The sequence below is a fragment of the Brevibacterium ammoniilyticum genome (assembly GCF_038429965.1).
GTDB classification, from domain to species: domain Bacteria; phylum Actinomycetota; class Actinomycetes; order Actinomycetales; family Brevibacteriaceae; genus Brevibacterium; species Brevibacterium ammoniilyticum.
This window is the reverse complement of the sequence record NZ_BAABNP010000011.1, coordinates 122993-146437: the sequence shown is the minus strand read 5'-3', so window position 1 is coordinate 146437 and position 23445 is coordinate 122993. Positions and strand designations below refer to the sequence as shown.

23 protein-coding genes and 1 pseudogene are annotated in these 23445 nt (G+C 68.1%); 11 read left to right on the top strand and 13 right to left on the bottom strand.

What is annotated here, in order from left to right:
* Positions 1–66: 66 nt before the first annotated feature.
* Together AAHA49_RS13670 and AAHA49_RS13665 are read right to left on the bottom strand one after the other, a co-directional pair.
* Positions 67–537, bottom strand: a complete 471-nt coding sequence (locus AAHA49_RS13670; protein WP_342038674.1) for a hypothetical protein — start codon at positions 535–537, stop codon at positions 67–69.
* Between the two features lie 262 nt (positions 538–799).
* The gene (locus AAHA49_RS13665) at positions 800–2323 is read right to left on the bottom strand and encodes an alanine/glycine:cation symporter family protein (RefSeq protein ID WP_342038673.1); all 1524 of its coding nucleotides are present in this window, start codon (positions 2321–2323) and stop codon (positions 800–802) included.
* Between the two features lie 262 nt (positions 2324–2585).
* On the opposite strand from AAHA49_RS13665, the gene AAHA49_RS13660 reads away from it, so the two are divergent.
* From AAHA49_RS13660 to AAHA49_RS13635, 6 genes are all read left to right on the top strand, one after another.
* Positions 2586–3509, top strand: coding sequence for a dihydrodipicolinate synthase family protein (locus AAHA49_RS13660; protein WP_342038672.1), 924 nt, complete (start codon positions 2586–2588; stop codon positions 3507–3509).
* A 76-nt stretch (positions 3510–3585) separates the two neighbouring features.
* Positions 3586–4593: a proline racemase family protein gene (locus tag AAHA49_RS13655; protein ID WP_342038671.1), complete on the top strand. Its 1008-nt coding sequence runs from the start codon at positions 3586–3588 to the stop codon at positions 4591–4593.
* A gap of 35 nt (positions 4594–4628) precedes the next feature.
* Positions 4629–5318 carry a GntR family transcriptional regulator gene (locus AAHA49_RS13650; RefSeq protein WP_339393354.1) on the top strand — a complete coding sequence of 230 codons (690 nt, stop codon included), beginning with the start codon at positions 4629–4631 and terminating at the stop codon, positions 5316–5318.
* A 38-nt stretch (positions 5319–5356) separates the two neighbouring features.
* Positions 5357–6610, top strand: coding sequence for an NAD(P)/FAD-dependent oxidoreductase (locus AAHA49_RS13645; protein ID WP_342038670.1), 1254 nt, complete (start codon positions 5357–5359; stop codon positions 6608–6610).
* Positions 6607–6984, top strand: a complete 378-nt coding sequence (locus tag AAHA49_RS13640; protein WP_342038669.1) for a (2Fe-2S)-binding protein — start codon at positions 6607–6609, stop codon at positions 6982–6984. The genes AAHA49_RS13645 and AAHA49_RS13640 overlap by 4 nt, the downstream gene beginning before the upstream one ends.
* On the top strand, positions 6981–8417 hold the full coding sequence (locus tag AAHA49_RS13635) for an FAD-dependent oxidoreductase (protein ID WP_342038668.1): 1437 nt from the start codon (positions 6981–6983) through the stop codon (positions 8415–8417). Before AAHA49_RS13640 ends, AAHA49_RS13635 begins: the two co-directional genes overlap by 4 nt.
* Before the next feature lie 84 nt (positions 8418–8501).
* Here the strand turns inward: AAHA49_RS13635 and AAHA49_RS13630 are convergent, their stop codons facing one another.
* A complete protein-coding gene (locus AAHA49_RS13630) occupies positions 8502–9278 on the bottom strand; it encodes a pyridoxamine 5'-phosphate oxidase family protein (RefSeq protein ID WP_342038667.1) in 777 nt (258 codons plus the stop codon).
* A 299-nt stretch (positions 9279–9577) separates the two neighbouring features.
* On the opposite strand from AAHA49_RS13630, the gene AAHA49_RS13625 reads away from it, so the two are divergent.
* Complete coding sequence (locus tag AAHA49_RS13625; RefSeq protein WP_342038666.1) at positions 9578–9904, top strand: rhodanese-like domain-containing protein; 327 nt, start codon at positions 9578–9580, stop codon at positions 9902–9904.
* A gap of 18 nt (positions 9905–9922) precedes the next feature.
* On the opposite strand, the gene AAHA49_RS13620 is transcribed toward AAHA49_RS13625, so the two are convergent.
* Positions 9923–10168: a hypothetical protein gene (locus AAHA49_RS13620; RefSeq protein ID WP_342038665.1), complete on the bottom strand. Its 246-nt coding sequence runs from the start codon at positions 10166–10168 to the stop codon at positions 9923–9925.
* 287 nt (positions 10169–10455) lie between these two features.
* On the opposite strand from AAHA49_RS13620, the gene pgm reads away from it, so the two are divergent.
* Positions 10456–12099, top strand: coding sequence for a phosphoglucomutase (alpha-D-glucose-1,6-bisphosphate-dependent) (gene pgm / locus AAHA49_RS13615; RefSeq protein ID WP_342038664.1), 1644 nt, complete (start codon positions 10456–10458; stop codon positions 12097–12099).
* Positions 12100–12173: 74 nt separating this feature from the next.
* Here pgm and AAHA49_RS13610 read toward each other — a convergent pair whose 3' ends face one another.
* The 8 genes and pseudogenes from AAHA49_RS13610 to AAHA49_RS13580 all read right to left on the bottom strand — a co-directional run bounded on the left by AAHA49_RS13610 (position 12174) and on the right by AAHA49_RS13580 (position 20379).
* Positions 12174–12605 (bottom strand): nuclear transport factor 2 family protein, encoded by a 432-nt coding sequence (locus AAHA49_RS13610; protein WP_342038663.1) that lies wholly within the window; start codon positions 12603–12605, stop codon positions 12174–12176.
* Entirely contained in the window at positions 12602–14317 is a 1716-nt protein-coding gene (locus AAHA49_RS13605) for a hydantoinase B/oxoprolinase family protein (protein ID WP_342038662.1), read from the bottom strand. The genes AAHA49_RS13610 and AAHA49_RS13605 overlap by 4 nt, the downstream gene beginning before the upstream one ends.
* A 59-nt stretch (positions 14318–14376) precedes the next feature.
* Positions 14377–14682, bottom strand: coding sequence for a hypothetical protein (locus AAHA49_RS17860; RefSeq protein WP_425286520.1), 306 nt, complete (start codon positions 14680–14682; stop codon positions 14377–14379).
* A gap of 314 nt (positions 14683–14996) precedes the next feature.
* A pseudogene (locus tag AAHA49_RS13600) lies at positions 14997–16409 on the bottom strand (hydantoinase/oxoprolinase family protein); the annotation flags it as partial.
* Positions 16406–17050 carry a DUF1989 domain-containing protein gene (locus AAHA49_RS13595; RefSeq protein WP_342038660.1) on the bottom strand — a complete coding sequence of 215 codons (645 nt, stop codon included), beginning with the start codon at positions 17048–17050 and terminating at the stop codon, positions 16406–16408. The gene AAHA49_RS13595 and the pseudogene AAHA49_RS13600, both read right to left, overlap by 4 nt.
* Complete coding sequence (locus AAHA49_RS13590) at positions 17047–17631, bottom strand: urea carboxylase-associated family protein (protein WP_342038659.1); 585 nt, start codon at positions 17629–17631, stop codon at positions 17047–17049. The genes AAHA49_RS13595 and AAHA49_RS13590 overlap by 4 nt, the downstream gene beginning before the upstream one ends.
* Before the next feature lies 1 nt (position 17632).
* Entirely contained in the window at positions 17633–18922 is a 1290-nt protein-coding gene (locus tag AAHA49_RS13585; RefSeq protein ID WP_342038658.1) for a class-III pyridoxal-phosphate-dependent aminotransferase, read from the bottom strand.
* On the bottom strand, positions 18919–20379 hold the full coding sequence (locus AAHA49_RS13580) for an MFS transporter (RefSeq protein WP_342038657.1): 1461 nt from the start codon (positions 20377–20379) through the stop codon (positions 18919–18921). Before AAHA49_RS13580 ends, AAHA49_RS13585 begins: the two co-directional genes overlap by 4 nt.
* A 429-nt stretch (positions 20380–20808) precedes the next feature.
* Here AAHA49_RS13580 and AAHA49_RS13575 point away from each other — a divergent pair, with 429 nt between their 5' ends.
* Positions 20809–22176: an FCD domain-containing protein gene (locus AAHA49_RS13575; protein ID WP_342038656.1), complete on the top strand. Its 1368-nt coding sequence runs from the start codon at positions 20809–20811 to the stop codon at positions 22174–22176.
* A gap of 77 nt (positions 22177–22253) precedes the next feature.
* A complete protein-coding gene (gene ykgO / locus AAHA49_RS13570; protein ID WP_339393369.1) occupies positions 22254–22376 on the top strand; it encodes a type B 50S ribosomal protein L36 in 123 nt (40 codons plus the stop codon).
* 169 nt (positions 22377–22545) lie between these two features.
* Here the strand turns inward: ykgO and AAHA49_RS13565 are convergent, their stop codons facing one another.
* Complete coding sequence (locus AAHA49_RS13565; RefSeq protein ID WP_342038655.1) at positions 22546–22941, bottom strand: winged helix-turn-helix transcriptional regulator; 396 nt, start codon at positions 22939–22941, stop codon at positions 22546–22548.
* A gap of 134 nt (positions 22942–23075) precedes the next feature.
* Here AAHA49_RS13565 and AAHA49_RS13560 point away from each other — a divergent pair, with 134 nt between their 5' ends.
* A complete protein-coding gene (locus tag AAHA49_RS13560) occupies positions 23076–23441 on the top strand; it encodes a DoxX family protein (RefSeq protein ID WP_342038654.1) in 366 nt (121 codons plus the stop codon).
* Positions 23442–23445 lie beyond the last annotated feature (4 nt).

Here is a 23445-nt window from a genome sequence, read left to right as displayed (position 1 = left end):
ATCGGAAGACCTCGACGTCTATCCGCGCAGCGACTCGCCGTGTCCTGGAATCACCGATCTACACTCTCAATTACGAAGAGCCACTTTTCGGTGAACTCGAGTTGCCAGATCTATGTTCTGTTTATCGAGAAACTTGGGCGGAGTTTTGGCGAATTGTTCGACAACCTGCAGAGCGAATAACCGCGAAACGGCGTCATCGTCCTGGTTGAGGTTCTCGAGAGCCCATTGCATGAACTCGCGGAAGTCGTTCCGAACCGATTCACGCGCTCGCGTCCGGTTGGTCTTGGCCAGGACCGCCACGGTCGTGATTCCCACGATGGCGGCCGCCCACGCGCCGAAAGGGCCAGCGTTCTCTCCGATCACCCGGAATGCGTTGTCGTGGTCGGTCACCACTTCGGAGATCGCCCAGACAACCAGGCTGGCCACAAGTCCGATCGCTGCAAGGATCACCAGTGCGATGGCGACGAAGACCACCCCGATCACCGTCATCACCAACCGTCCAGGGGAATCCGAACCTCGTTGTTCATCCTCATCCATGCGCCAATGGTCACATGAATGCGCGACGATCAATAGTGTTTCTATTTCAATTATCAGACGCTTACCCCAGGAGTGCCGCTTGAACGAGAGCACGGCCCTGGCGCCGAGCACCCACGTGCGGTCGTTACTGCCGACTCGCGCAGATCTCGCTCAAGCCGGAGAGCACTTTTGGACGCGAGGAACGATAGAAAAGTGCTCTCCGGCTTGAACGACGGCGGCCTGGAGATGTGGCGGCGCGCCGCCAGCGACAGGCCCGGACACCTCACCGTTGGGACCGCTCGGCGGCGTCCGCCCCACTTCCCTGCAATCGCGCGTTGTTCGCCTGGGCTACGGCGACGGCAACCGGTGGGTTCTCTCCTGTCCACGCGTCGGCGCCGCGGATGCCGAGCTTGACCGGGTCGAACACGGGATCGAGGCCCATCCGCTTCTGCGCCGTGTAGTCGCGCAGCACCTTCGCCACCAGCGGGGCGAGGAAGACGAGGCAGACCATGTTGATCCACCCCAACGACCCGTAGCCGATGTCGCCGATGCCCCAGATGAGGTCCGCGGGCAGGATCGCGGAGAGGAACGCGATGACGACCATGAGCCCCTGGATGATGCGGGTGATCACGGCCAGTGCGGTTCCCTTGAAGAGGTACGCCGCCGCCGAGGTGGAGATGTAGTTGAACGCGATGAGCGTCGTGAACGCGAAGAGGAAGAGGGAGAGTGCCACGAAGACCGACCCGAAGCCGGGGAAGACCGAGTCGAGGGCGATCTGGGTGTTCTCAGTGCCGGGCTCGAGGCCGGGGAGGTTCTCCACGAGGGTCCGTCCCGCCTCGGTGACGACGTTGTAGCTGTCGGTCATGAGGATCATGATCCCCGTCGCCGAGCACACCAGCACCGTGTCGACATAGATCGAGAACGCCTGGACGATGCCCTGCTTGGCCGGGTGGGACACCGATGCCGCCGCCGAGGCGTAGCTGCCCTCACCGACGCCGGCGACGTTGGAGAACACGGCCCGCCGCACACCCCACGCCACGGCCGCACCGACGATGCCGCCGAAGACCTCGTTGACGCCGAACGCCGAGGAGAAGACGAGCGCGATGACCGCGGGCACCTTGTCGAGGTTGACGCAGATGACGACGATCGCGAGGAGGATGTAGCCGGCGGCCATGAACGGCACGGCCTTGTCCGCGACTGCTGTGATCCGCTTCGTCCCGCCGATGACGATGACCCCGAAGACGACGGCGACGATGAGGCCGGTCACCCATTCGGGCGCCCCGAAGGCGACGTTCGCACTGTTGGCGATGTTGAAGCTCTGCACGCCCCGGGCGAGCACGGCGTAGAGGATCACCGTGGCAGCCGCCGCGATCACGGCCAACCACTTCTGCCCCAGCCCGCGTTCGATGTAGTAGGGGATGCCGCCGCGGAACTCCCCGTCGACCCGGCGTTTGAACACCTGGGCCAGCGTCGATTCAGCGAAGGCCGTCGCCCCGCCGAGGATGCCCATGACGATCATCCAGAACAGCGCTCCGGGACCGGCGACGGCGATCGCGGTGGCCACGCCGGCGATGTTGCCGACACCGACTCGGCTGGACAGCGTCAGGGCGAGCGCCTGGAAGCTCGAGATCCCGCCCTCCTCATCGCCGGCGGACTCCTTGAGGATCGAGACGAGGTCGGGAAGCCGGCGGATCTGCACAGCCCCGGTCCACACGGTGTAGAGCAGACCGAGGCCCAAGGCCATATAGGCCATGGGATTCCAGATGCCGGTGTTGATGGTGCCGATGATCTCAAGCAGGTCGTCCATGCGTCGACTCCTTTGTGACTGGGACTGCTGACAGGGTCAGATGACTGGGACTGCTGATTGGGGCTGTGATGGTGGATGGCGCTTGGTGCCGGGGTGAGGGCCCCGCCGGGTGCTGGGTCGGCACCCGGCGAGGCACCTGCGATCGGCTGGGGATGGTCCGGGCATTTCAGGGAGTGACACACGCCACTTTCCGTGTGTACCATTGCACAGTAACATGTCACACAGCATCGAGGAAGATGCGGACCCATCGAAAGGGAAGCCCATGTCGACCACGCCCTGGCACGGAGTCATCGTCGCCACCGCCCTGCCATTCACCGACGACTACTCCGTCGACTACGACGCCTTCGCCGACCACGTCGCCTGGCTGGCCGCCCACGGCTGCGACGGTGTCGCCCCCAACGGCTCGCTCGGCGAATACCAGACGCTCTCCGACGACGAACGTGCCCGCGTCATCTCCACCGCCGTTCAGGCCAGCCCCGCCGGCTTCCACGTCATGGCCGGCACCGGTGCCTACGGCGCCCTCCAGTCGGTGCGGTGGGCGGAGCAGGCCGCCGAGGCGGGGGCCACCTCGGTGATGCAGCTGCCCCCGAACACCTACCGAGCCGACGCCGCGATCGTCAAGGACCACTACGCGAGGGTCGCCGCCGTCGGCCTGCCCGTCGTCGCCTACAACAACCCCATCGACACGAAGGTCGACCTCGTCCCCGAACTCATCGCCGAGATCCACGCCGCGGGCCACGTCGTCGGCGTCAAGGAGTTCTCCGGCGACCCGCGCCGCATCTATGAGATCAAGGAACTCGCCCCCGATCTCGACATCCTCATCGGCACCGACGACACCGTCCTCGAAGTCGGGCTCGCCGGCGCCGTCGGCTGGGTCTCCGGCTACCCCAACGCGATCCCGCGGGCGTGCATCGAACTCTTCGAGCTGTGCACCTCCGGCGACGTCGCCGACCTCGTCCGCGCCCAGGAGATCTACCGCGACCTCCACTCGCTGCTGCGCTGGGACTCGAAGACCGAGTTCGTCCAGGCGATCAAACTCTCGATGGACGTCCTCGGCCTGCGCGGCGGCATCTGCCGTCCCCCGCGACTGCCCCTGGCCCAGCCGCTCGTCGATCGCATCGTCGCCGACACGCAGGCCGCCGCCGCAAACGGCTACGCGACCGAAACCCAGCCCGTCGCCGTCTGAGGATTCCGCTGGCTATCATTCGAGGACCACGTCCCGGTGCTCGCCACCGGTTCCCGGCTCTCACCGAGGAGGCCCCTTGCGCACGTCCCGCGTCTTCCACGCCGTCGACTCGCACACCGAGGGCATGCCCACCCGCGTCATCACCGGCGGGGTGGGCGTGCTGCCGGGGTCGACCATGGCCGAACGCCGCACCTGGTTCATGGCCCACCGCGACGACCTGCGCACCCTGCTCATGACCGAACCCCGCGGCCACTCCTCGATGTCCGGGGCCATCCTCCAACCGTCCACCCGCGACGACGCCGACTGGGGCGTGCTCTTCATCGAGGTCTCCGGATGCCTGCCGATGTGCGGGCACGGCACGATCGGCGTCGCCACCGTCCTCGTCGAGACCGGCATGGTCGAGGTGAGCGAACCGATCACGACCGTGCGCCTCGACACCCCGGCCGGGCTCGTGACCGCCGAGGTGGCCGTCACCGACGGTCATGCCGAATCCGTGACGATCACGAATGTGCCCTCCTTCGTCGACCGCCTCGGCGCCGAGGTGGACGTCCCCGAGCTGGGCACTGTTACCTTTGATCTTGCGTTCGGTGGGAACTTCTACGCGATGGTCGACACCGGCGACCTCGGCATCGAGTTCCGGGAGGACCGGTCCAACAAGGACGACCTCCTGGCCGCGGGCCTGGCGATCATGGACGCGATCAATGCGACCGACCCTCCGGTCCACCCCGAACGCCCCGACATCAGCGGCTGCCACCACGTCTACCTCGCCGCCCCTGGCTCGGACGCCCAGCGCTCCCGGCATGCGATGGCGATCCATCCCGGCTGGTTCGACCGATCCCCGTGCGGGACGGGCACGAGCGCACGGATGGCGCAGCTGCACGCCCGCGGCGAACTGCCCCTGGACACCGACTTCGTCAACGAGTCCTATATCGGCTCCCGCTTCGTCGGCCGGCTGATCGCGGAGACCACGGTGGCCGGCCGACCCGCGGTCATCCCCACCGTGACGGGACGGGCCTGGGTGACGGGCACCGCACAGTATTTCCTCGATCCGACCGACCCGTTCCCGGCAGGCTTCCTCCTGTGAGTATCGTGTCAAGCAGTCGACGAAAGGACGCCTCGGTGCCGGACCTCCCCCGCCTCGATCGCCCGCAGAACCTCCGCGAGACCGTGCTCACCCGCCTGCGCACGGCGATCATCACCGGCGACCTCGCCGAAGGCCAGCTCGTCTCCGCTCCCGTCCTCGGCCAGCAGCTCGGCGTCTCCGCAACCCCGGTGCGCGAGGCGATGATGGACCTCTCCCGCGAAGGCCTCGTCGAGACCGTGAAGAACAAGGGCTTCCGGGTGACGACGATGACGGAGAAGGACCTCGACGACCTCGCCGCGATCCGCCTCCTGATCGAACCGCCCGTCATGCACGATGTCGCCGCCGCCATCACCGAGGAGGCCTGCGAGGAACTCACCCGCCTCGCCGATGCGTGCGCCAGAGGTGCCGCCGAGGAGGACCTCACCGAATACCTCACCCAGGACCGTGCCTTCCACGCCCGGGTCCTCTCCTTTGCCGACAACCCGCAGCTGACCGAACTCGCCACCTCCCTGCGGCTGCGCACCCGCCTCTACGGGATCGCCGCCCTGGCTCGGGAGGGCAGGCTCGTCGCCTCGGCGCAGGAGCACCATGAACTCATCCGGCTGCTGCGCGAGCGTGACGGGGCCGGCGCCGAGGCGCTCCTGCGCGCCCACATCGGCCATGCCCGCTCGATCTGGGCGACCGGCGAGGACGACGCGGCAGCAGCCCGGGCGGGTGACGGATGAGGCGGCTGGCATGAGGCGGGGCGCATGAGGGGACTCGCATGATGCGCACGGACGGGACCAGCGACGTTCTCGTCATCGGCGCCGGCATCGTCGGCTGCGCCGTCGCCTACTTCGCGAGCCTCGCGGGCCTGCGGGTCACGGTCGTCGACCGCGGACTACCGGCCTCCGGCACGTCGTCGCGGTGCGAGGGCAACCTCCTCGTCTCCGACAAGGAACTCGGCCCAGAACTCACCCTCACCCAGTACTCGCTGGGATTGTGGACGGGTGAGCTCGCCGAGTTCTCGGGCCTCTGGGAGTTCGAGGCCAAGGGCGGCATCATCGTCGCCTCCCGTGAGACGAGTCTGAACTCCCTCGATCGGGTCACCGCGGCCCAGCGCAGCTTCGGGGTCGAGGCGGTTCCGCTCGATCCCGCTCAGCTGCGCGAGGCCGAACCCCACATCACTCCGGCAGCGCTCGGTGCCGCGTTCTACCCCGACGACGCGCAGGTCCATCCGATGCTCGCTGCCTCCCATCTCCTCGCCCTCGCCTCCGACCGCGGGGTCAAGGTCGTCACCGACGCCCCGGTCGTTGACCTGCTTCGTTCCGGTGACCGAGTGACCGGTGTGCGCACTCCGGTCGGGGACTTCTCCGCCGCCCACGTCGTCAATGCGGCGGGCACGTGGGCGAGTGAGATCGCCGCCTTGGCCGGGATCGAGCTCGCCGTCCTGCCCCGGCGCGGCTTCGTCCTCGTCACCGAACCCCTGCCGACGATGATCGGACACAAGGTCTACGCCGCGGAGTACATCGACAACGTCGGCAGCTCGGCCGATGGCCTGCAGTCGTCTCCTGTCGTCGAGGGCACCCCGGGCGGGACGATCCTCATCGGCTCGAGCCGGGAACGCGTCGGCTTCGATGAGAGGGTGAGCACCGAGGCGCTGGGGACAATCGCGCGCAACGCCGCCGCACTCTTCCCGTTCCTCGCCAACACGCGCATCCTCCGGCACTATCACGGGTTCCGTCCGTACTGCATCGACCACCTGCCCGTCATCGGCCCCGATCCCAGGGCGCCGGGACTCTGGCACGCGTGCGGGCACGAAGGCGCGGGCATCGGCCTGTCGGTCGGGACGGGGAAGCTGCTCGCCCAGGCGATGAGCGGGGCCGAGACCGATCTCGACCTCGCGCCCTTTGCCCCGGAAAGGTTCGAGAGAAACGGCGGAATCGCGCGGGTCGAGAGCACTGGCGGGGTCGAGCGGGTCGAAAGTACCGGCGGAGTCGAGCGGTACGGTGGGGCCGCGAAGGAGGAGTCAGCATGAGCGATGAGGTGACCGCGTCCTTCGACGGCTCGCCGATCGGCGCCCCGGCGGGAGCCAGTGTGGCCGCCGCCCTGCTCGCCTCGGGGCGCACCAGCTGGCGGACGACCCGGACGGGCCGACCGCGCGGGCTCTTCTGCGGCATCGGCGTGTGCTTCGACTGCCTCGTCGACATCGACGGCGAATCCGGGCAGCGTGCCTGCATGATCCCCCTGGCCGAGGGCATGGACATCCGCAGTGCAGGCGGTCGAACTCCTGTGGAGCAGCGGGCGGGCGGAGAACATCCGACTCTCAAAGAGCATCTGGTGGCCAAACCATCTCCGGCGAGCGACGCTGACGGCGGAGCGCTCCCTGGAGAAAGCAGGGCCGACCGATGAGCGTCGACATCGCGATCATCGGCGCCGGACCCGCGGGCCTGGCGGCTGCGAACGCCGCGGCGGCCGGCGGGGCGAGGAGCATCGTCGTCATCGACTCCGCCGTCCAACCCGGAGGACAGTTCTGGCGGCACCGGACCGAAGCCTCGGCGAGCGACGACGGCCGACTCCACCACGGGTGGGGTGACTATCAGGCACTGCGGGCGGCCTTCGATGCGAGCATCGCCACGGGGGTCATCGACTTCCGGCCCTCGACCTCGGTGTGGATGGTCACGGCCGACACCGGGGGTTTCGTCCTCCGCCTCGCTCCGAGCCACGGCCCCGGGCACAGTCTCGACCCCGTCGTGCGGGCCACAGAACTCATCATCGCCACTGGTGGCTACGACCGGCAGATCCCGATCCCCGGCTGGGACCTGCCCGGGGTCATGGCCGCGGGCGGCATCCAAGGATTCGCGAAGCAGAACGGAATGCTGCCCGGCCGTCGCTTCGTCATCGCCGGCACCGGACCGTTCCTCCTCCCGGTCGCGGCGACCGTCGCGCAGCTCGGCGGGGAGGTCGCCGCCGTCCTCGAATCCTCACGGCTGAGCGGTTGGCTGCCGCACGCCGGCCCCGCCGCCCGCGTGCCGGAGAAGGCGGTCGAAGGCGCCGGCTACGCGTGGACGTTCCTCCGCGGCCGCATCCCCTATCGGACACGATCCGTGGTCACCGAGATCCTCGGCACCGACCGGGTCGAGGCGGTGCGCACGGCGCGGATCGATCGCCTCGGCGAGGTGGTGCCCGGCACCGAGCGGATCCTTGAGGGCATCGACGCCGTCGGCCTGGGGTGGGGGTTCACCCCGCAGCTCGAGCTGCCGGTGTCCCTCGGTGCGGCCACCCGGGTCGACGTCGACGGCTCGCTCGTCGGGGTCGTCGATGACGAGCAGCGGTCCTCGGTGCCCGCGCTCTTCCTTGCCGGTGAGGTCACCGGGGTCGGCGGGGCCGCCCTCGCCGTGGCCGAAGGGCAGGCGGCGGGGTCCGCTGCCGCCGCCGAGGCGACCGGCCGTCCGAGCCCACCGCTCACCGCCGACCGGAGGACGATCGACCGGCATCGGGCGTTCGCTCGGGCGATGCATCTCGCCCATCCGGTGCCGGACGGGTGGGAGAAGCGCCTCGGTGAGGAGACGATCGTGTGCCGGTGCGAAGAGGTGCCGGCCGGGACGATCGCCCGAGCGCGCGACGAATTGGCTGCCGCCGACGCGCGAACGCAGAAGAACATGACGCGGGCAGGCATGGGCTGGTGTCAGGGACGGGAGTGCGGGTACGCGGTGACGTGTCTGTCGGGCGGAAGCGGGCCGGCAGAGCCTGCGCACGCCGACGATACAGCGGCCTCGCTCGAGCAGACGATGAAGCGGCCGGTTTCCCAGCCGGTGCCGCTGTCGACGTTCTTCGAGCTCTGACAGCTCATCTCGCTCAAGCCGGAGAGCACTTTTCGACCGTTCCTCGCGTCGAAAAGTGGGCTCCGGCTTGAACGAGGGGCCGCCTCAGAGTTCGGTCGTCTGGCTGCTGCCGTCGGCGCGCTGACCGGTGACCTTCGCCTTGATCATCTGCGCGATGCCGGCGACCTTGCCGCCCTTGAGTCCCCAGTGCTGGGCGGAGTCGCCGACGACCCGGAGGAGGCCGAGGTTCGGGTCCTCCCTGCCGCCGTCGAACCAGGCGGCCGCCTCGTCGTTCCACAGATGGTCGACCTTGGCCTGGCTGTCGACGAACTCGACCATCCCGGCCACCGAGAGCCAGTTGCCTGCCTCGGAGACGGCGATGTTGACGTGCGGGTTCTGCCGCAGGGCACTCGCCTGGTCACCGTCGAGGCCGATGAAGAACCACACGTCGGCATCGTCGGTGACCTGTTGGGGCACCATCGGGTGGGCCAGCAGCTTGCCGTCGGGCAGCGCTGTGGTGAGCATGACGTACTTGCTGTCGCGCAGGATCCGCACGACGTCCTTCTGGTCGAGGCCCTCGGTGGTCTGCTCGCGGCGATGCCGACGGTCGGTGGGTTCGCGCTGCGGGGGCGCGGCCGCGTAGCCGACGGTTGCGGACTCGTCGATCGCGGTGTGCGAGCCGTCGGGATTGCGGTAGAGGGTGAAGCCCTCGGCGGTCGCCGTGGTCTGGGCGCGGGATTCGACGTCGGCCTCGGTGTAGCCGGTCTTCGCTCCCTGCTCGATGTCGGAGGTGCCGGCGATCTTCTCGGCGGCGCGGTCGAGGCCGGCTGCGGCGTCGCGGGCCTTCTCTTCGCCGGTGGACTCATTGGTGTTGCGGCTCATGGTGCTCCCCTTCGCAGACGGGTTCCGGTGACCGGCGCCGAAGTGCGATCGGAGCGCACCGCGGCGGTGCCGTCATTCTCACACGCGGGCCGCGAAAAGAACAGCGCCCTTGTCTCAACTGGTGACCCGGCGCGGGTCGGGACCGGGCGTCGACGCGGCGGCGGTGACGGACTGACGGGGCGACCGCCTCGGCGAGGGGCCCCGACCACGGGACGGCACTAGGGCGCGAACGGGGCGACCGCCTCGGTGAGGGGATGGGGCCGATGCGGGTGTCAGGGCACGGTCTTAGACTGGGAGGCATGAGCGAACCATCTGTCACCGTGACCGAGATCCCCGACGGCGCCGCGATCATCGACGTGCGCGAGGACGACGAATGGGAGGCCGGGCACATCGAGGGCGCGATCCATGTTCCCCTCGGCGAACTGCCCGAACGCCTCGACGATCTGCCGCTCGACGACGACATGTACATCATCTGCCGCACCGGCGGTCGCTCGCTGCGCGCGACGGCATGGCTGAACTTGAACGGGTTCGACGCGTTCAACGTCGAAGGCGGCATGGGGTCGTGGAACATCGACCACGGCAAGCCCATCGTCTCGGAGACCGGACAGGAACCCTGGGTCAAATGAGGCGATTGGTTCAGCGGGTCAACGCCGGGCGAAGGTGAGTAACCAGATTCCGGTCGCAATGATGCCGAGAACCAACAATTCCCAGGCGGCTCCGCTGCTGAACGAGAACGAGACGAAGTATCCTATCCACGCGCCCGCTGCGAGCAAGAAGCTCAACAGGCGAACTGTTCCGACGAGGGTGTCGACGGGGTGCATGGCCAATCGGACAATGAAGACGACAGCCAAACCGATGACGAGCACTACGAAGAAGGCGAGTATTGGCATTGCTTTCGACTCTCCTTGAGTTCGACTGCCCGGACTACTTCTCAAGTCTAGTGAGATGTCGACGCATTCATCGGTTCCAATCAACTTCTTTTTTGAACCTGAATTCCACTCACTGTCGACGTCGGGCTTGAATAGGGCACCGTGACGGAGTCGTGGAACCCCTCCACCCTGGACGCCCGCTGACCACCTCCTGAGTCCTTTCGTCCGAGGTGGGCCCATGCGTCCACGATGCAAGAACTCGGGGGTGCTGACTGTGACCGGCCAGCAGTGTTTGGCAAGGTAGGCATATGACTACTCGCGCCGGCCAGCTGGCCCAGGACAGGGACCTCATCGATGTCCCCGCACTCCTCGACTCCTACTACGACCTCGTCCCCGACCCCTCGGTCCCGGGCCAGGCCGTGAGCTTCGGAACCTCGGGACACCGCGGGTCGAGCTTCAACCGGGCGTTCAACGAAGCCCACATCGCCGCGATCACCGCGGCCATCGTCGACTACCGCAAGGACCACGGAGTGCGCGGGCCGATCTTCCTCGGCCGCGACACCCACGCCCTGAGCGAACCGGCGTTCCTCACCGCCCTCGAGGTCCTCGCCGCCGCCGGCGTGCCCGCGCTCATCGACGAACGCGACGGCTACACGCCGACCCCGGCGGTCTCGCATGCGATCCTCGGCTTCAACGCCGGGAAGTCGGTCACCGACGCCCAGGCCGACGGCATCATCATCACCCCCAGCCACAATCCCCCAGCCGACGGCGGCATCAAGTACAACCCGCCCCACGGCGGTCCCGCCGGCACCGAGGCGACGAAGTGGATCGCCGACCGGGCGAACGCCTACCTCGAAGCCGGGTGGGAGAAGATCCCGCGCACCCCCTTCCAGCGGGCCTTCCACCTCGAGAACACCGAGAACTTCGACTTCATCTCCAACTACGTCGGCGACCTCACCTCCGTCATCGACATGGACCTCATCCGCGATTCCGGGCTGCGGATCGGCGCGGACCCGCTCGGCGGGGCGAGCGTCGACTACTGGGCGGCGATCGCTGAGGACTTCGACCTCAACCTCACCGTCGTCCACCCCGACCTCGACCCCACCTGGTCGTTCATGACCCTGGACTGGGACGAGAACATCCGCATGGACTGCTCCTCGCCGTTCGCGATGGCCGGCCTCATCGCCTCCCGCGCCGACTACGACATCGCCACCGGCAACGACGCCGACGCCGACCGGCACGGCATCGTCACCCCCGACGCGGGCCTGATGAACCCCAACCACTACCTCGCCTCCGCGATCGACTACCTCATCGAGAACCGCCCCGACTGGCCGAGCACTGCCGCGATCGGCAAGACCCTGGTCACCTCCTCGATCGTCGACCGCGTCGTCGCCGCCCACGGCCGCAGCCTCTTCGAGGTCCCCGTCGGCTTCAAATGGTTCGTCCCCGGCCTCCTCGACTCCACGCTCGCCTTCGGCGGTGAGGAATCCGCCGGAGCCTCCTTCCTCCGCCGAGGCGGCAAGGTGTGGTCGACGGACAAAGACGGCATCATCCTCGCCCTCCTCGCCTCCGAGATGACAGCGAAGACCGGGCAGACACCCTCCCAGCGCTACGCGGGACTCGCCGAGAAGTTCGGCACGAGCGCCTACGCCCGCCAGGACGCCCCCGCCAGCCGGGAGCAGAAGGCGAAGCTCGGAGCACTCGAACCCTCACAGGTGAGCGCCTCGACGATCGGCGGGGAGGCTGTGACCTCGGTGCTCACCGCGGCACCGGGCAACGACGCTCCGATAGGCGGACTCAAGGTGACCACCGACAACGCCTGGTTCGCCGTGCGGCCGTCGGGCACCGAGGATGTCTACAAGATCTACGCCGAATCCCTCCAGGGCGAAGAGCACCTGCGCACCGTGCAGAACGAGGCCCGCACCCTCGTCGACGGGGTGCTCGGGAAGTAGGGCCCGCCGCTGGGGCGAGCGCGCGGGCCACGGGGGCGGGCGCGCGGCACGAGCCGCACGCGCGCGTCCCGCCCTCAGATGAGGTCGTAGTGCCAGACCTTGCTGATGATCTGCCACCGACCGCGGTCCTCGACGATGACGAGATCGTCAGTGAACTGCTTCGGGAGGTACCGGTTGCGCACCCGAACGTGGACGGTCGACGGCCCCGCGGGACTGACCTCGACGATCTCATCGACCCGGGCGTCCCCGCGACTGGCCGGTGACGGTCGGCCCGCGACAATGGCGAGGTACGCGGGCACGTCGAGGGCGACGAGTTCGTCCTCGGTCGCGCTGAAGAGCCGGGCCTTCTCATGGAACGCCTCACCGAGGAGGTCGACATCCCCGGCATAGAGTCCGTCGAGGTACGTCTGCACCGTCCGCAGCGCGTCGGCGATCGTCTGCCGGTCACCGGCGTTCTGCGCGCCATCCGCGTTCTGCTGGTCACCGGACTGCTGGTCATCGGTCATCGGGAGACCACCCACTTCCCATCCGCGCGTCCGGCATCCTCGAGGACGACGGCCCCGTAGGTCGTCGCCGCAGAGTCCGGGGACACGTACCCGTTGTCGACATCGGCCTGCAGCGCCTCGACGGTGCGGTCCACGGGATCCCCGTACCCACCGCCGCCTGCGCATTTGAGGAACAGCTCATCACCGGCGACGACGAGCAGCGGCGCCGTCTTCGTCGGCAGCTCCTCGACCGTGCCGTCAGCCCGGGTGAGCACGACCTGCGTCGGTTCGGGGCGCCCGCCGCCGAAGAGCCCGTAGGGGGCGACGGTGCCGCGTTCGGCGACGATCGTGATCCACCCCGGCGCATCGAACCGGACCCGACGCTGGATGCCGCAGCCGCCGCGGAACTCCCCCGCCCCGCCGGCGTCGTCGGTGATCCGGTATTCGATGACGGTCATCGGATACTCGAGTTCGAGCGCCTCGGTGGGGGTGTTGCCGGTGTTGGCGATGTTGACGCGGTGCGCATTCCCACCATCGGCACCCGCTCCCCCGCCCTGGCCGGCACCGTGCATCTCGACGCAGATGAAGTCCCGGTCGGCGTCATGCCCGCCGAACACGAGGACCCCGGTGCTCCCGGCCCCGGCGGCGACCACTCTGTCCGGCAGCGCCTCGGCGAGGGCCCCGGTCACACAGTCAGCGACCCGGGCAGACGTCTCATGGTTGCCGGCGACGACGGCGCCGGGATAGCTGACGTTGACGACGGTGCCCTCCGGGGCGGTCACCGTGATCGGGCGGTAGGCCCCGGAGTTCGCGGGACTGTCCGGGTCGGTGAGCGCCTTGATCGCGTAGACGCACGCGGCATAGCACACGGACAGGGCCATGTTCATGCCGCCGTGGGTCTGCGGGGACGTGCCGTCGAAGTCGATGGCGATGTCGGAGCCGTCGACCTCGACGGCGCAGCGGATCGCGAAGGGTTCGTTGACGATGCCGTCGCCGTCGCAGAAGTCCTCGAATTCGTAGCGGCCGTCGGGGATCTCCGCGATGTGGGCACGGGCAAGGGTCTCGGCGTCGTCGAGGACACGTTCGATCGCGATGCTCAGCGTGTCTGCCCCGTACTTCTCGGCGAGTGCCTGCAGGCGACGTTCCCCGGTGTTGCAGCCGGCGTACTGGGCCTGGAGGTCGCCGATGCGTTCGCGGGGGTTGCGGAGATTCGATTCGAGGAGCCCGACGAGCTCCTCGTTGCGCTCCCCCTCCTTCCACACGCGCATCGGCGGGATCCGGAAGCCCTCGGCCTGGATGTCCGGGGCCGTCGACGAATACGAGCCCGGGCCGTTTCCGCCGACGTCGATGAAGTGCCCGCGCACGGCCGCGAAGCCGAGCAGGGTCTCACCGAAGAAGACGGGTTTGCACATGAAGAAGTCCGGCAGGTGGTTGTTGCCGCGGAACGGGTCATTGTGGATGAACACGTCCCCGGGCAGCATCGTCTCCACGGGGAAGCGTTCGGTCAGCCCGGCGAAGCTGAACGGCATCGTCGGCAGGTGGATGGGAATGTCCGCCGAGCCCTGCGCGACGACCTCACCGGTGGGACGCAGCAGGGCACACGAGAGGTCCCCGGCTTCCTTCCACAGGTTCGAGTACGCGGTGCGCAGGACGACGTTCTTCATCTCATCGGCCGCGGTGAGCAGGCCGTTCCTGATCACCTCGAGGGTGATGCGGTCGATCGAAGTGCTCACTGCGGGTCCTGTCTGCGTCGTGGGGCCGGTGCTCTGCGTCGTGGGGCCAGTGCTCTGTGTCATCGTGCCAATGCGATCCTCAAGTGTCCGCCGCCGTCGACGCGGGCGTGGGCGCCCGGCGGGATGACGGCCGCGGTGTCGCGGGAGGTGACCATCGCCGGGCCTGCGAACTCGGCACCCGGAGCGAGGAGCTCGCGGTCGTAGACGGGAACGCTCGCCGTCTCCCCGGGCGAGGTGACGATCTCCCGTGCGCCCTGTGACTTCGGGACGGTCGCCTCGGGGGTCCGGGAGGCTTCGAAGTCCTGCCCGATCGTGCCGATCGCCCGCACCCGGAGGTTGACGAGTTCGAGCGGCTGGTCGCGCATCTCGTACCCGAACTGCCGCAGATGCTCGGCGTGGAAGGCCTCCCCCGGTCCGGTGAGGTCCCCCGTTTCGCCGAGGCGGACGTTGAGCGTCGAATTCTGCCCCTGGTAGCGCAGGTCGGCGGAGCATTCGAACTGGTGGAGGGCATCGTCGATGCCGCTGTCGCGCAGCTCTTCGGCGCCCTGGTCCATGAGCCGGCGCAGATCGTCCCCGGCATCCCGGGAGGCATCGGCGTCGACGAGGCGCGACTGCGTGTGGACGAAGTCGTGGACGGCGTCGGTGATCGCGATGCCCAGGGCGCTGAAGCAGCCGGCGACGGCGGGGATGAGACCTCGGTGATGCCCATCTCGGAGGCGATGTCGGCCGCATGGAGGGGTCCGGCACCCCCGAATCCGAGGAGCGCGAAGTCACGCGGGTCGAGTCCCCGCCTCACCGAGGCGGTGCGCACGGCACCGGCCATCGAGGCGTTGACGATCTGCCGGATCCCCCATGCGGTCTCCACGGCGGTGAGCCCGAGCTTCGCCCCGAGCGTCGCACACGCCGTGTACGCGGCGTCGAAGTCGAGTTCGAGGTCGCCGCCGGCGATCGGGGAATCGGGTGAGAAGAGTCCGAGGACGTAGTTCGCGTCGGTGACGGTGGGTTCGGTCCCGCCGCGGCCGTAGCACGCCGGGCCCGGGTAGGCTCCGGCGCTGCGGGGTCCGACCCGGAACTGGCCGGCCGCATCGACCCACGCGATCGAGCCGCCGCCGGAGCCGATCGTCATGATGTCCAGCGCCCGCCCCTGCAAGGGCAGACCCATGACCTCCTGCCGGTCGACGAGCGTGGCCTGCCCGCCTTGGAGCAGGGACACGTCGAAGCTCGTCCCGCCCATGTCGACGGCGAGCAGATTACCCAGACCCGTCTGCTGCGCGGCGTACCGGGCGCCGATGACCCCGCCGGCGGGTCCGGACATGACAAGACGCACCGGCTGGTCGGAGGCAGAGTCCGCGGTGGTCAGACCGCCGTTGGACTGCATGACCCACAGGCTCGAGTTCGGGAACGCCTCGGCGCACGCGTCCTGGAGCTTCGAGAGGTACTTCCATGCGGAGGGTTTGAGGTAGCTGTTGAGCGAGGTCGTGCTCGCCCGCTCGTACTCTCTGAACTCCGGCCACACCTCGGAGGAGATGGACACCTGGATCCCGGGGGCCGCCTCGGCGGCGATCTCACGGATCCGCCGCTCATGGCCGGGATTGCGGAAGGAGAACATCAGGCACACGGCCAGGGAGGTGATGCCGCGGGCGGCGATCGCCGTGATCGCCTCACGGACCTCGTCCTCGTCGAGGGCGGCCACGACCTGCCCGGCGGCGTTGACGCGTTCAGTGACCTCGAAGCAGTCGGCGCGGGCGACGACGGGGTCGGGCATGACGTCCTTGAGCGTGTAGAGCTTCTCCCCGGGACGCGCCAGGCGGGCGATCTCGATGATGTCGCGGAAGCCGCGGGTGCAGATCATCGCGACCCGGGGCCCGGTGCGCTCGAGGGTGACGTTCGTCGCCACCGTCGTCCCGTGGCCGAGGAACCCCAGGTCAGCGGTGTGCTCGTCCCCGCCGAGGGTGCGCACGAGCCCGTCGACGACGGATCTCTCGAGGTGCTGCGGGTTGGACGGGACCTTGTTCTGGGTGACCTGGCCGTCCTCGTCGATGACCACGACGTCGGTGAAGGTGCCGCCGACGTCGACTCCAGCGCGCTTCATACGTCCGTTCCTTCCTCTGTCGAATAGATGATCACGCGACTGGGCGTGGGGTTGAAGCCGTTGAGCGGGGTGAGCTCCTGCGGGCAGTTCGAGATGGCGACGATGAGGTCGCGTTCGGCCCGGAGGTCGATGTAGTCCCCGGGTACGGACTTGCACGTCGCGTACTCCATCTCCCCGTCCGGGCCGACGGGATAGTTCATGAAGATGTTGAACGAGTAGGGCACGTCCTCGGCGGGGATCCCGTACTCGCGCAGGGCTTCGACGAAGTTGACGTGGCAGGTCCGCTTCCCCGCCCCGCGACCGTGATGCCGGGTGCGGTTGAGTCCGGGGCTGCAGCTTCCGCAGAGGATGTCGTGGTCCTGGACGGTGTCGGCGACGATCGTGAGCATGACGTCCCCGTCGTCGTCGACGAGCCAGTCCCCGACGCCGAGGTAGAGGTGGCCGTCGTTGACGGCGACGCTCATCGTCGGCGACATCGCCCGGGTCATGTCGTTCGCGTCGAAGGCGATGAGGTCGGAGCACTGCTGCCCGTCGACGTCGATGAAGCGCAGGGTCTGCCCTGCCGCCAGGCGGAACAGGTCGCCACGGCGGGCCGGGATCGTCGTATCCAGGTGGATCTCCGGTAAGTCTTCGGTCCTCATGCTTCCTCCTCGAGCAGTGTGATCTCGAGTGTTCCCGGCGGCTCGTCGCCGGTTCCCTCGCCGAGGAGGTCGGGGGTGTTCGCGAGAACGACGTCGACGTCGAACTCGGCCCGCAGGTCGATGAAGCTGCCGGGGTTCGAGACGGATGCGGCGGCTCCGACGTAGCCGGAGTCGGTGATCGTGTGGTGGGTGAAGGCGAGGAACGGATACGGCACCTGGTGGGGTGCGAGTCCGAGCCCGGCGGCCTCCTCGGCGAGCAGTTCCGCACCGGGGCGGGGACCAGGATCGGCCAGCGTCCCGGGCAGGGCGTCATGGGTGACGTCGGTGGCGGTGATCGTCATCATCGGGTTGCACAGGTAGGAGTGGAGGACCGAGCCCTCATCGAAGTACACCTTCTTATTCAGCAGCATCGTGTTCGGGGCCGAGAACCGCTCCCGGGCGTCGCCGTGGTTGACGATGACGAGCTGGCAGCAGGCGCCGCCGGCGATGTCGCGGATGCGCAGGATCTCGCCGAAGGGCACGGTGACCGTCGTCGTCTCACCGGGTCCGAGCACGGTGCGGGTGCTGGTGGACTGGGTCATCTCACACCTCCTTGTCGGCGAGCTCGAGACCGTGGTCGAGGGCCTGGAAGATCTGGTTGAGATCATCATCGCCGATGATGAGCGAGGGGGCGAGGAACAGCGAAGTCTGCTCGCCGCTCGTGCCGATCATCGCACCAGCTTCGAGCGCGCGGGCGGCCACCCGGGAGGCCAGCGGCGGTTCGGTCGCGGTGCCGTCCCAGGTCCGCCAGTCCGGGCCTGCGAGTTCGACGGTCCAGTGCATTCCGCTGCCATCGACCCGGACCACACTGGGGTGCGCCTCGGCGATCGCGGTGAGATTCTTCGCGAAGGACTTCTCGAGTTCGGCGGCGCGGGCGATGAGGTTGTCCTCCTGGACGATGCGCAGGTGGGCGCGGGCGGCGGCGACGGCGACGGGGTGGCCGCGGAAGGTGCTGTAGGTCTGCCAGGTCTTGTCCGACATCGAGTCGATGATGTCCTGGGACATGACGATCGCACCGGCCGGGGCGATGCCGCCGGCGAGCGGTTTGCCGAGGGTGACGATGTCCGGCCGGGAGTCCGCACCCTGGAACGCGAACCAGCGGCCCTGGCGGCCGAGGCCGGTGACGACCTCGTCGGCGATCCACAGGGATCCGGCGGCACGGGCGGCTTCGGCGATGGCGTTCTGGTAGTCGGGGTCGTAGTAGACCCCGCCCTGGGTGTAGTCGATGATCGTCGCGGCGACGTCGTCGAGGCCGACGGCCGCGAGCTCGTCGGCGGTGGGCGTCGGGGCGGTGGTTCCGCCCCACGTGGCGTGGGTGGGTCCGGGGAGGATCGTCACCTCGGCGGTGGCCGGGGCGGGGCTCGTCCCACCGCCCGCGACGGAGAGTCCGCCGTGCCATTGGGGTTGGACGGTGACGGCGCGGGCGAGGCCGGCGGTGCCGTGGTAGGCGCGTTCGCGGGTCGCGATCCTCTTCCGGCCCGTGTAGGCCTGGGAGAAGGAGAGCGCGAGGTCGTTGGCTTCGCTGCCGCTGAGCGCAAAGCGGACGCCGCCGACCCAGTCGTGTTCACCGGCAAAGGCGATGTCGATGAGGTCCTGGGCGGCCTGTTCGCGCTCTTCCCAGAACCATCCTTCGTTGATGACCGGGGCCGTCAGCGCCTTCGTGGCCGCTTCGACGAGCGCGGGATGGTTGTGCCCGAGCGGTCCGCCGGTGTTGCTCGCATCGAGGACTTCGCGTCCGTCCGAGAGCAGGAAGCGCACTCCCTGTCCTCCGACGACGCTGGCCAGGGGCTTCCGTCCCGCGTTGAGGCCGGTGTAGATGAGACGGTTGGTCATTGGTCTTCTCCCTTCGTTGACAGCAGCTGTGTGGCTGAGGTTCGCGGTGCGGATGCGGTGCGCTGCGTTGAGGCATCTTGCTGCGCGGACATCGCCGAGGCGGTCCCGCCTGCGTCTGTGCGTCCGGGTGGTCGCAGCGGCTGGGTGAGGTCGCGTCCCTTGGTCTCGGGAATCGTGAGGACGGCTGCGAACGTGACGGCGAGTCCGACGAGGAGGTAGGCGACGACCGCCCACGGGGTGTCGAACTGGCGCAGGAGGGCGACGGCGATGATCGGGGCGAGGCTGCCGCCGACGATGGCCGCGGACTGGTAGCCGATCGAGGCGCCGGAGTAGCGGATGTCGGTGTCGAAGAGCTCGCAGATCCACGGTGCCGAGACGCCGTACATCGCCGCCTGCAGGGTGAGCCCGCCGACGACGGCGAGGATGATGAGCAGCGGGGACTTCGTGTCGAGAAGGGTGAAGAACGCCACCGCCCAGAGCGCACAGCCGATGACGCCGATCATCGAGACCTTCTTGCGACCGATGCGGTCGGAGAGTCGCCCCCAGACCGGGTAGAGGAAGAGTTCGACGATACCGGCGACGAGGACGGCGCGCAGGGCGACCTGCGAGTCCATGCCGAGGAAGACGGTGACGTAGGTGACGACGAAGACGACGAACGTGTAGTAGCAGATGTCGGCGCCGACGCGGAGGCCGATGACCTGGATGATGCGCTTCGGGGACCGGCGGATCACCTCGAGGACCGGGGACTTCTGCACGGCAGCGCCCTTCCGGGCGAGGTCGGCGAAGGTCTCGGTCTCGGTGACCTTGGCGCGGATGATGAGGGCGATGAGGACGACGACGGCGGAGAAGAGGAACGGTACCCGCCAGCCCCAGCTGAGGAACGCCTCCTCGCTCAGTGTCGCCGAGAGCACTCCGAGGGCCGCGGTCGACATGAGGCTGCCGATGGGCACGCCGACCTGGACGAAGCTGGTCCAGAATCCGCGCTTGTCCCTGGGGGCGCGTTCGGCGATGAGCAGGGCGCCGCCGGCCCATTCGCCGCCGAGCCCGAATCCTTGGATGAAGCGCAGGGTCACGAGGATGAGCGGGGCCGCGATGCCCACCTGGTCATAGGTGGGCAGGAGTCCCATGAGGAAGGTCGCACCGCCCATGAGGGAGACGGTGAAGACGAGGACGGTCTTGCGTCCGATCCGGTCGCCGAAGTGTCCGAAGACGGCACCGCCGACGGGGCGGGCGAAGAAGCCGACGGCGTAGGTCGAGAATGCGAAGAGCGTTCCGGTCAGCGCGTCGTACTCGGGGAAGAAGACCTTCGGGAAGACCAGGGCCGCAGCCGTGCCGTAGAGGTAGAAGTCGTACCATTCCAGCGTCGTGCCGGACACACTGGCGATGATCGAGCGCCGCAGCATGCTCTTCTGGGGAGCGGGCGCGGCTCCGGTGTCCGTGCTCGTCGTGCCTGTCATGGTCGATCCTCCGATCAACTGGTGTCGACAGTCACACTACGAGGATGGAAGTCCGCCGGTCAATGAAATGTCGACACTTCTTCGTTGATCGGGAGGCGATCGCGGAATGTTGGACGGTGATTCGACTCACGCATTGCACAGCTTTGCTCCGACCTCAATCAGGTAATCATGCACCTTATACCTGTGTTTCGGTCCTCTTGTGATAGCAAGAATTGTGCAGATCTATCTGCTGTGTATTAGCTGAGCAGGCGGATCCACGCTCACCCAGTGAGACGGGCGCCGCGGACGCCAGGCGTCGCCCATCTGCCCAGTTCAGCGGCCGGTCTCCGCATCGACCGATGCCGAAACCCTGCCGCGGTGGCACTTGGCGGTTGCACGGCAGGGAAGTCGCCTCTGGAAATGCTGGTTCCCTTGCGATAGAAATGACCCATGGCAGATGGATCGGCACAACCCGACTCGGACTGGTTCTCCGCACCGGAGCAGATGAACCACCGCCGCTACGAGGCGCTGCGGGCATTCTTCGTCGACGGTGCCACGCACGCCGAGATCGCCGAGCGCTTCGGCTATTCCCGCTGGACCGTCGTCGACCTCGTCCGGAAGTTCCGTCGCGGTGAGGTCGACATGTTCGCCGACCCGAAGAAGCCCGGACCGCCGCGCGGTCTCTCCCCGGCGAAGGACCGCGCCCGCGACAGGATCGTCGAGTTGCGCCTGCGCGGCCTCTCGAGCTATCAGATCTCCGCGCGGCTCGCCCGTGAGGGCACACCGCTGAGCCACACGAGCGTCGCTGAGGTCCTCCGCGAGATCGGACTCCCCCAGCCGGCGCGCTCCGGTCGACAGGACGGGCGGCAGGACGGTCGACGCGACGCCGGTCCGGAGACCGCTGTGGTTGCCGGAGCCGGCCGATCAGCGTCGTCCTGCCCGCACTGCGGCGCATCGCTGCACGAGCGCGTCGATCCTGACCACGCGCAGGAGTCCGGGCGCACGATCGGCGCGAATGCCGCTGGTGCCCGGCAGGTGGCAGACGGTTCGGCGACAGTCGGTTCAATGTCAGGCGGTTCGACGCCTGACGGTTCGACCACGCAGGCCACGGCCGTCGATATCCCGGCCGCCACCTCGGCGGAGCCTCATGGCAGCGGACGGCCACGGCTGGCCGACCTCGTGTACGCGACGATCCGGACGAACATCATCAGCGGCCACTACCCCATGGGCTCGCGCCTCAACGAGGTCCATCTCGCCGCCGAACTCGACACGAGCCGTGCCCCGGTCCGTGAGGCGATCCGGCGGCTCTCCGAAGAAGGACTCGTCCGCGAGCGCCCGCACCAGGGGGCCGTGGTCATGGAGTTCGATGCGGAATCGCTCGTCGACCTCTACAACGTGCGGACCTCGCTCGAGCGCACGACCGTCCGCCTCGTCGTCAAACGCAAGGTCGACGTCTCGTTCCTCCGCGGGCTCATCGACGAGATCGCGGCCGCGGCCGCCTCCGGTGATGCGCGGCAGGTCGCGGTCTCGGAGTTCAAGTTCCATGAGGCACTGTGCCTGGCCGCGGACAACGAACCGCTGACGAACCTCTTCCGCACCCTCGAGGGGCAGATCCTCATGGCGCTGACCCTCGATGACGCCGAATACTCCGACCTCGGCGATGTCGCCGCCGAGCACGAACCGATCCTCGAGGCGATCGAAGCCGGCGACGAGGTGGGGGCAGCCGACATCATCGAGGAGCACATCTTCTCGTCGATCGAAAGCGTCATCACCCGCCTCGGCGGAGACGCCGAGACACTCGTGTCCTCGAAGATCTGAGATCACCTGATTCGGCCCCGCGGAATACTCGGGGCCGGGGCTCTGTTGACTAGGCAATCAACATTCAGGAGGTTGCTATGCAGGCACGGAACTCACTTCGCTCGATCAAGAAGGCACCGGGTTCGCAGGTGGTGCGTCGTCGCGGTCGCACGTACGTCATCAACAAGCTCAACCCGCGATTCAAGTCGCGTCAGGGCTGAGACCCGGACGCTGACAGTCAAGGGCGCCGACTCCCGCAATGGGAGCCGGCGCCCTTGTGCATTCGAGGCGTCCCCGCGGGGACGTTTTCCCCTCAACGGCCAGTCCGGCCGGCCCAAAATCCGTCCCCGCGGGGACGTTTCCGGCCCGCGTCATCCTGACCGGCTGCCCTCAGTCCGCGGCCGCGTCGTAGTCCTCGCGGTTCGCGGCGATCTCATTCGTGTGCGCCGACGCCCACTCGGCGATCGCGAGCACCGCGGGGATGAGCGACCGTCCCAGATCGGTGACGCTGTATTCGACCCGCGGCGGGATCTCCGCGAACATCTCCCGCTCGACGAGCCCGTCGCGCTCGAGCTGCCGCAGCGTCTGCGTGAGCATCCGCGAGGAGATCCCCTGCGTCATCGCCTTGAGCTCGGTGAACCGGCGCGGCCCCTCCTGGAGCATGCCGATGAGCATCATCGACCACTTGTCGCCCACCCGCGCGAGGATCGACCGGAACACCTCCGGATCACCCCGCGGCCCCTCGCACATCACCTGCATCCGCGGCTCATGCACCTGCTCGCTCATCGTCTCCTCCGTCCCTGGCCAGGCCAAATGGTTACCTCGGTGTGCCCTGGTGAGGTTGCTGTGCGTGCCACCCCATCGGGAATAATCACCAACGGTATCTAGGTTACCACCAGTAACTAATGAAAGGTTGGTCCATGCTCGCACTGACAATCCTCACCTGGGTCCTCTCAGGTCTCCTCGCGGCCCTGTTCCTCATGGCGGGAGTGATGAAGGTCCTCAATCCCCACAACGCCGACAAGCCGATGCCCACCCTCCTCGACTACACGCCGGGACAGGTCCGCGTCATCGGCATCGCCGAGATCCTCGGCGCGATCGGCGTCATCCTCCCCGCACTCCTCGGCGTCCTCCCGTGGCTGACCGTCGTCTCCGCCCTTGGTCTCGCCGCGATCCAGTTCCTCGCGATCTTCGCCCACCGCCGCCACGGTGAGCAGTTCACGATGAACATCGTCCTCATGGTCATCGCCCTCCTCGTCGCGGTCCTCCGCCTGATCGGAGCCTGATCCC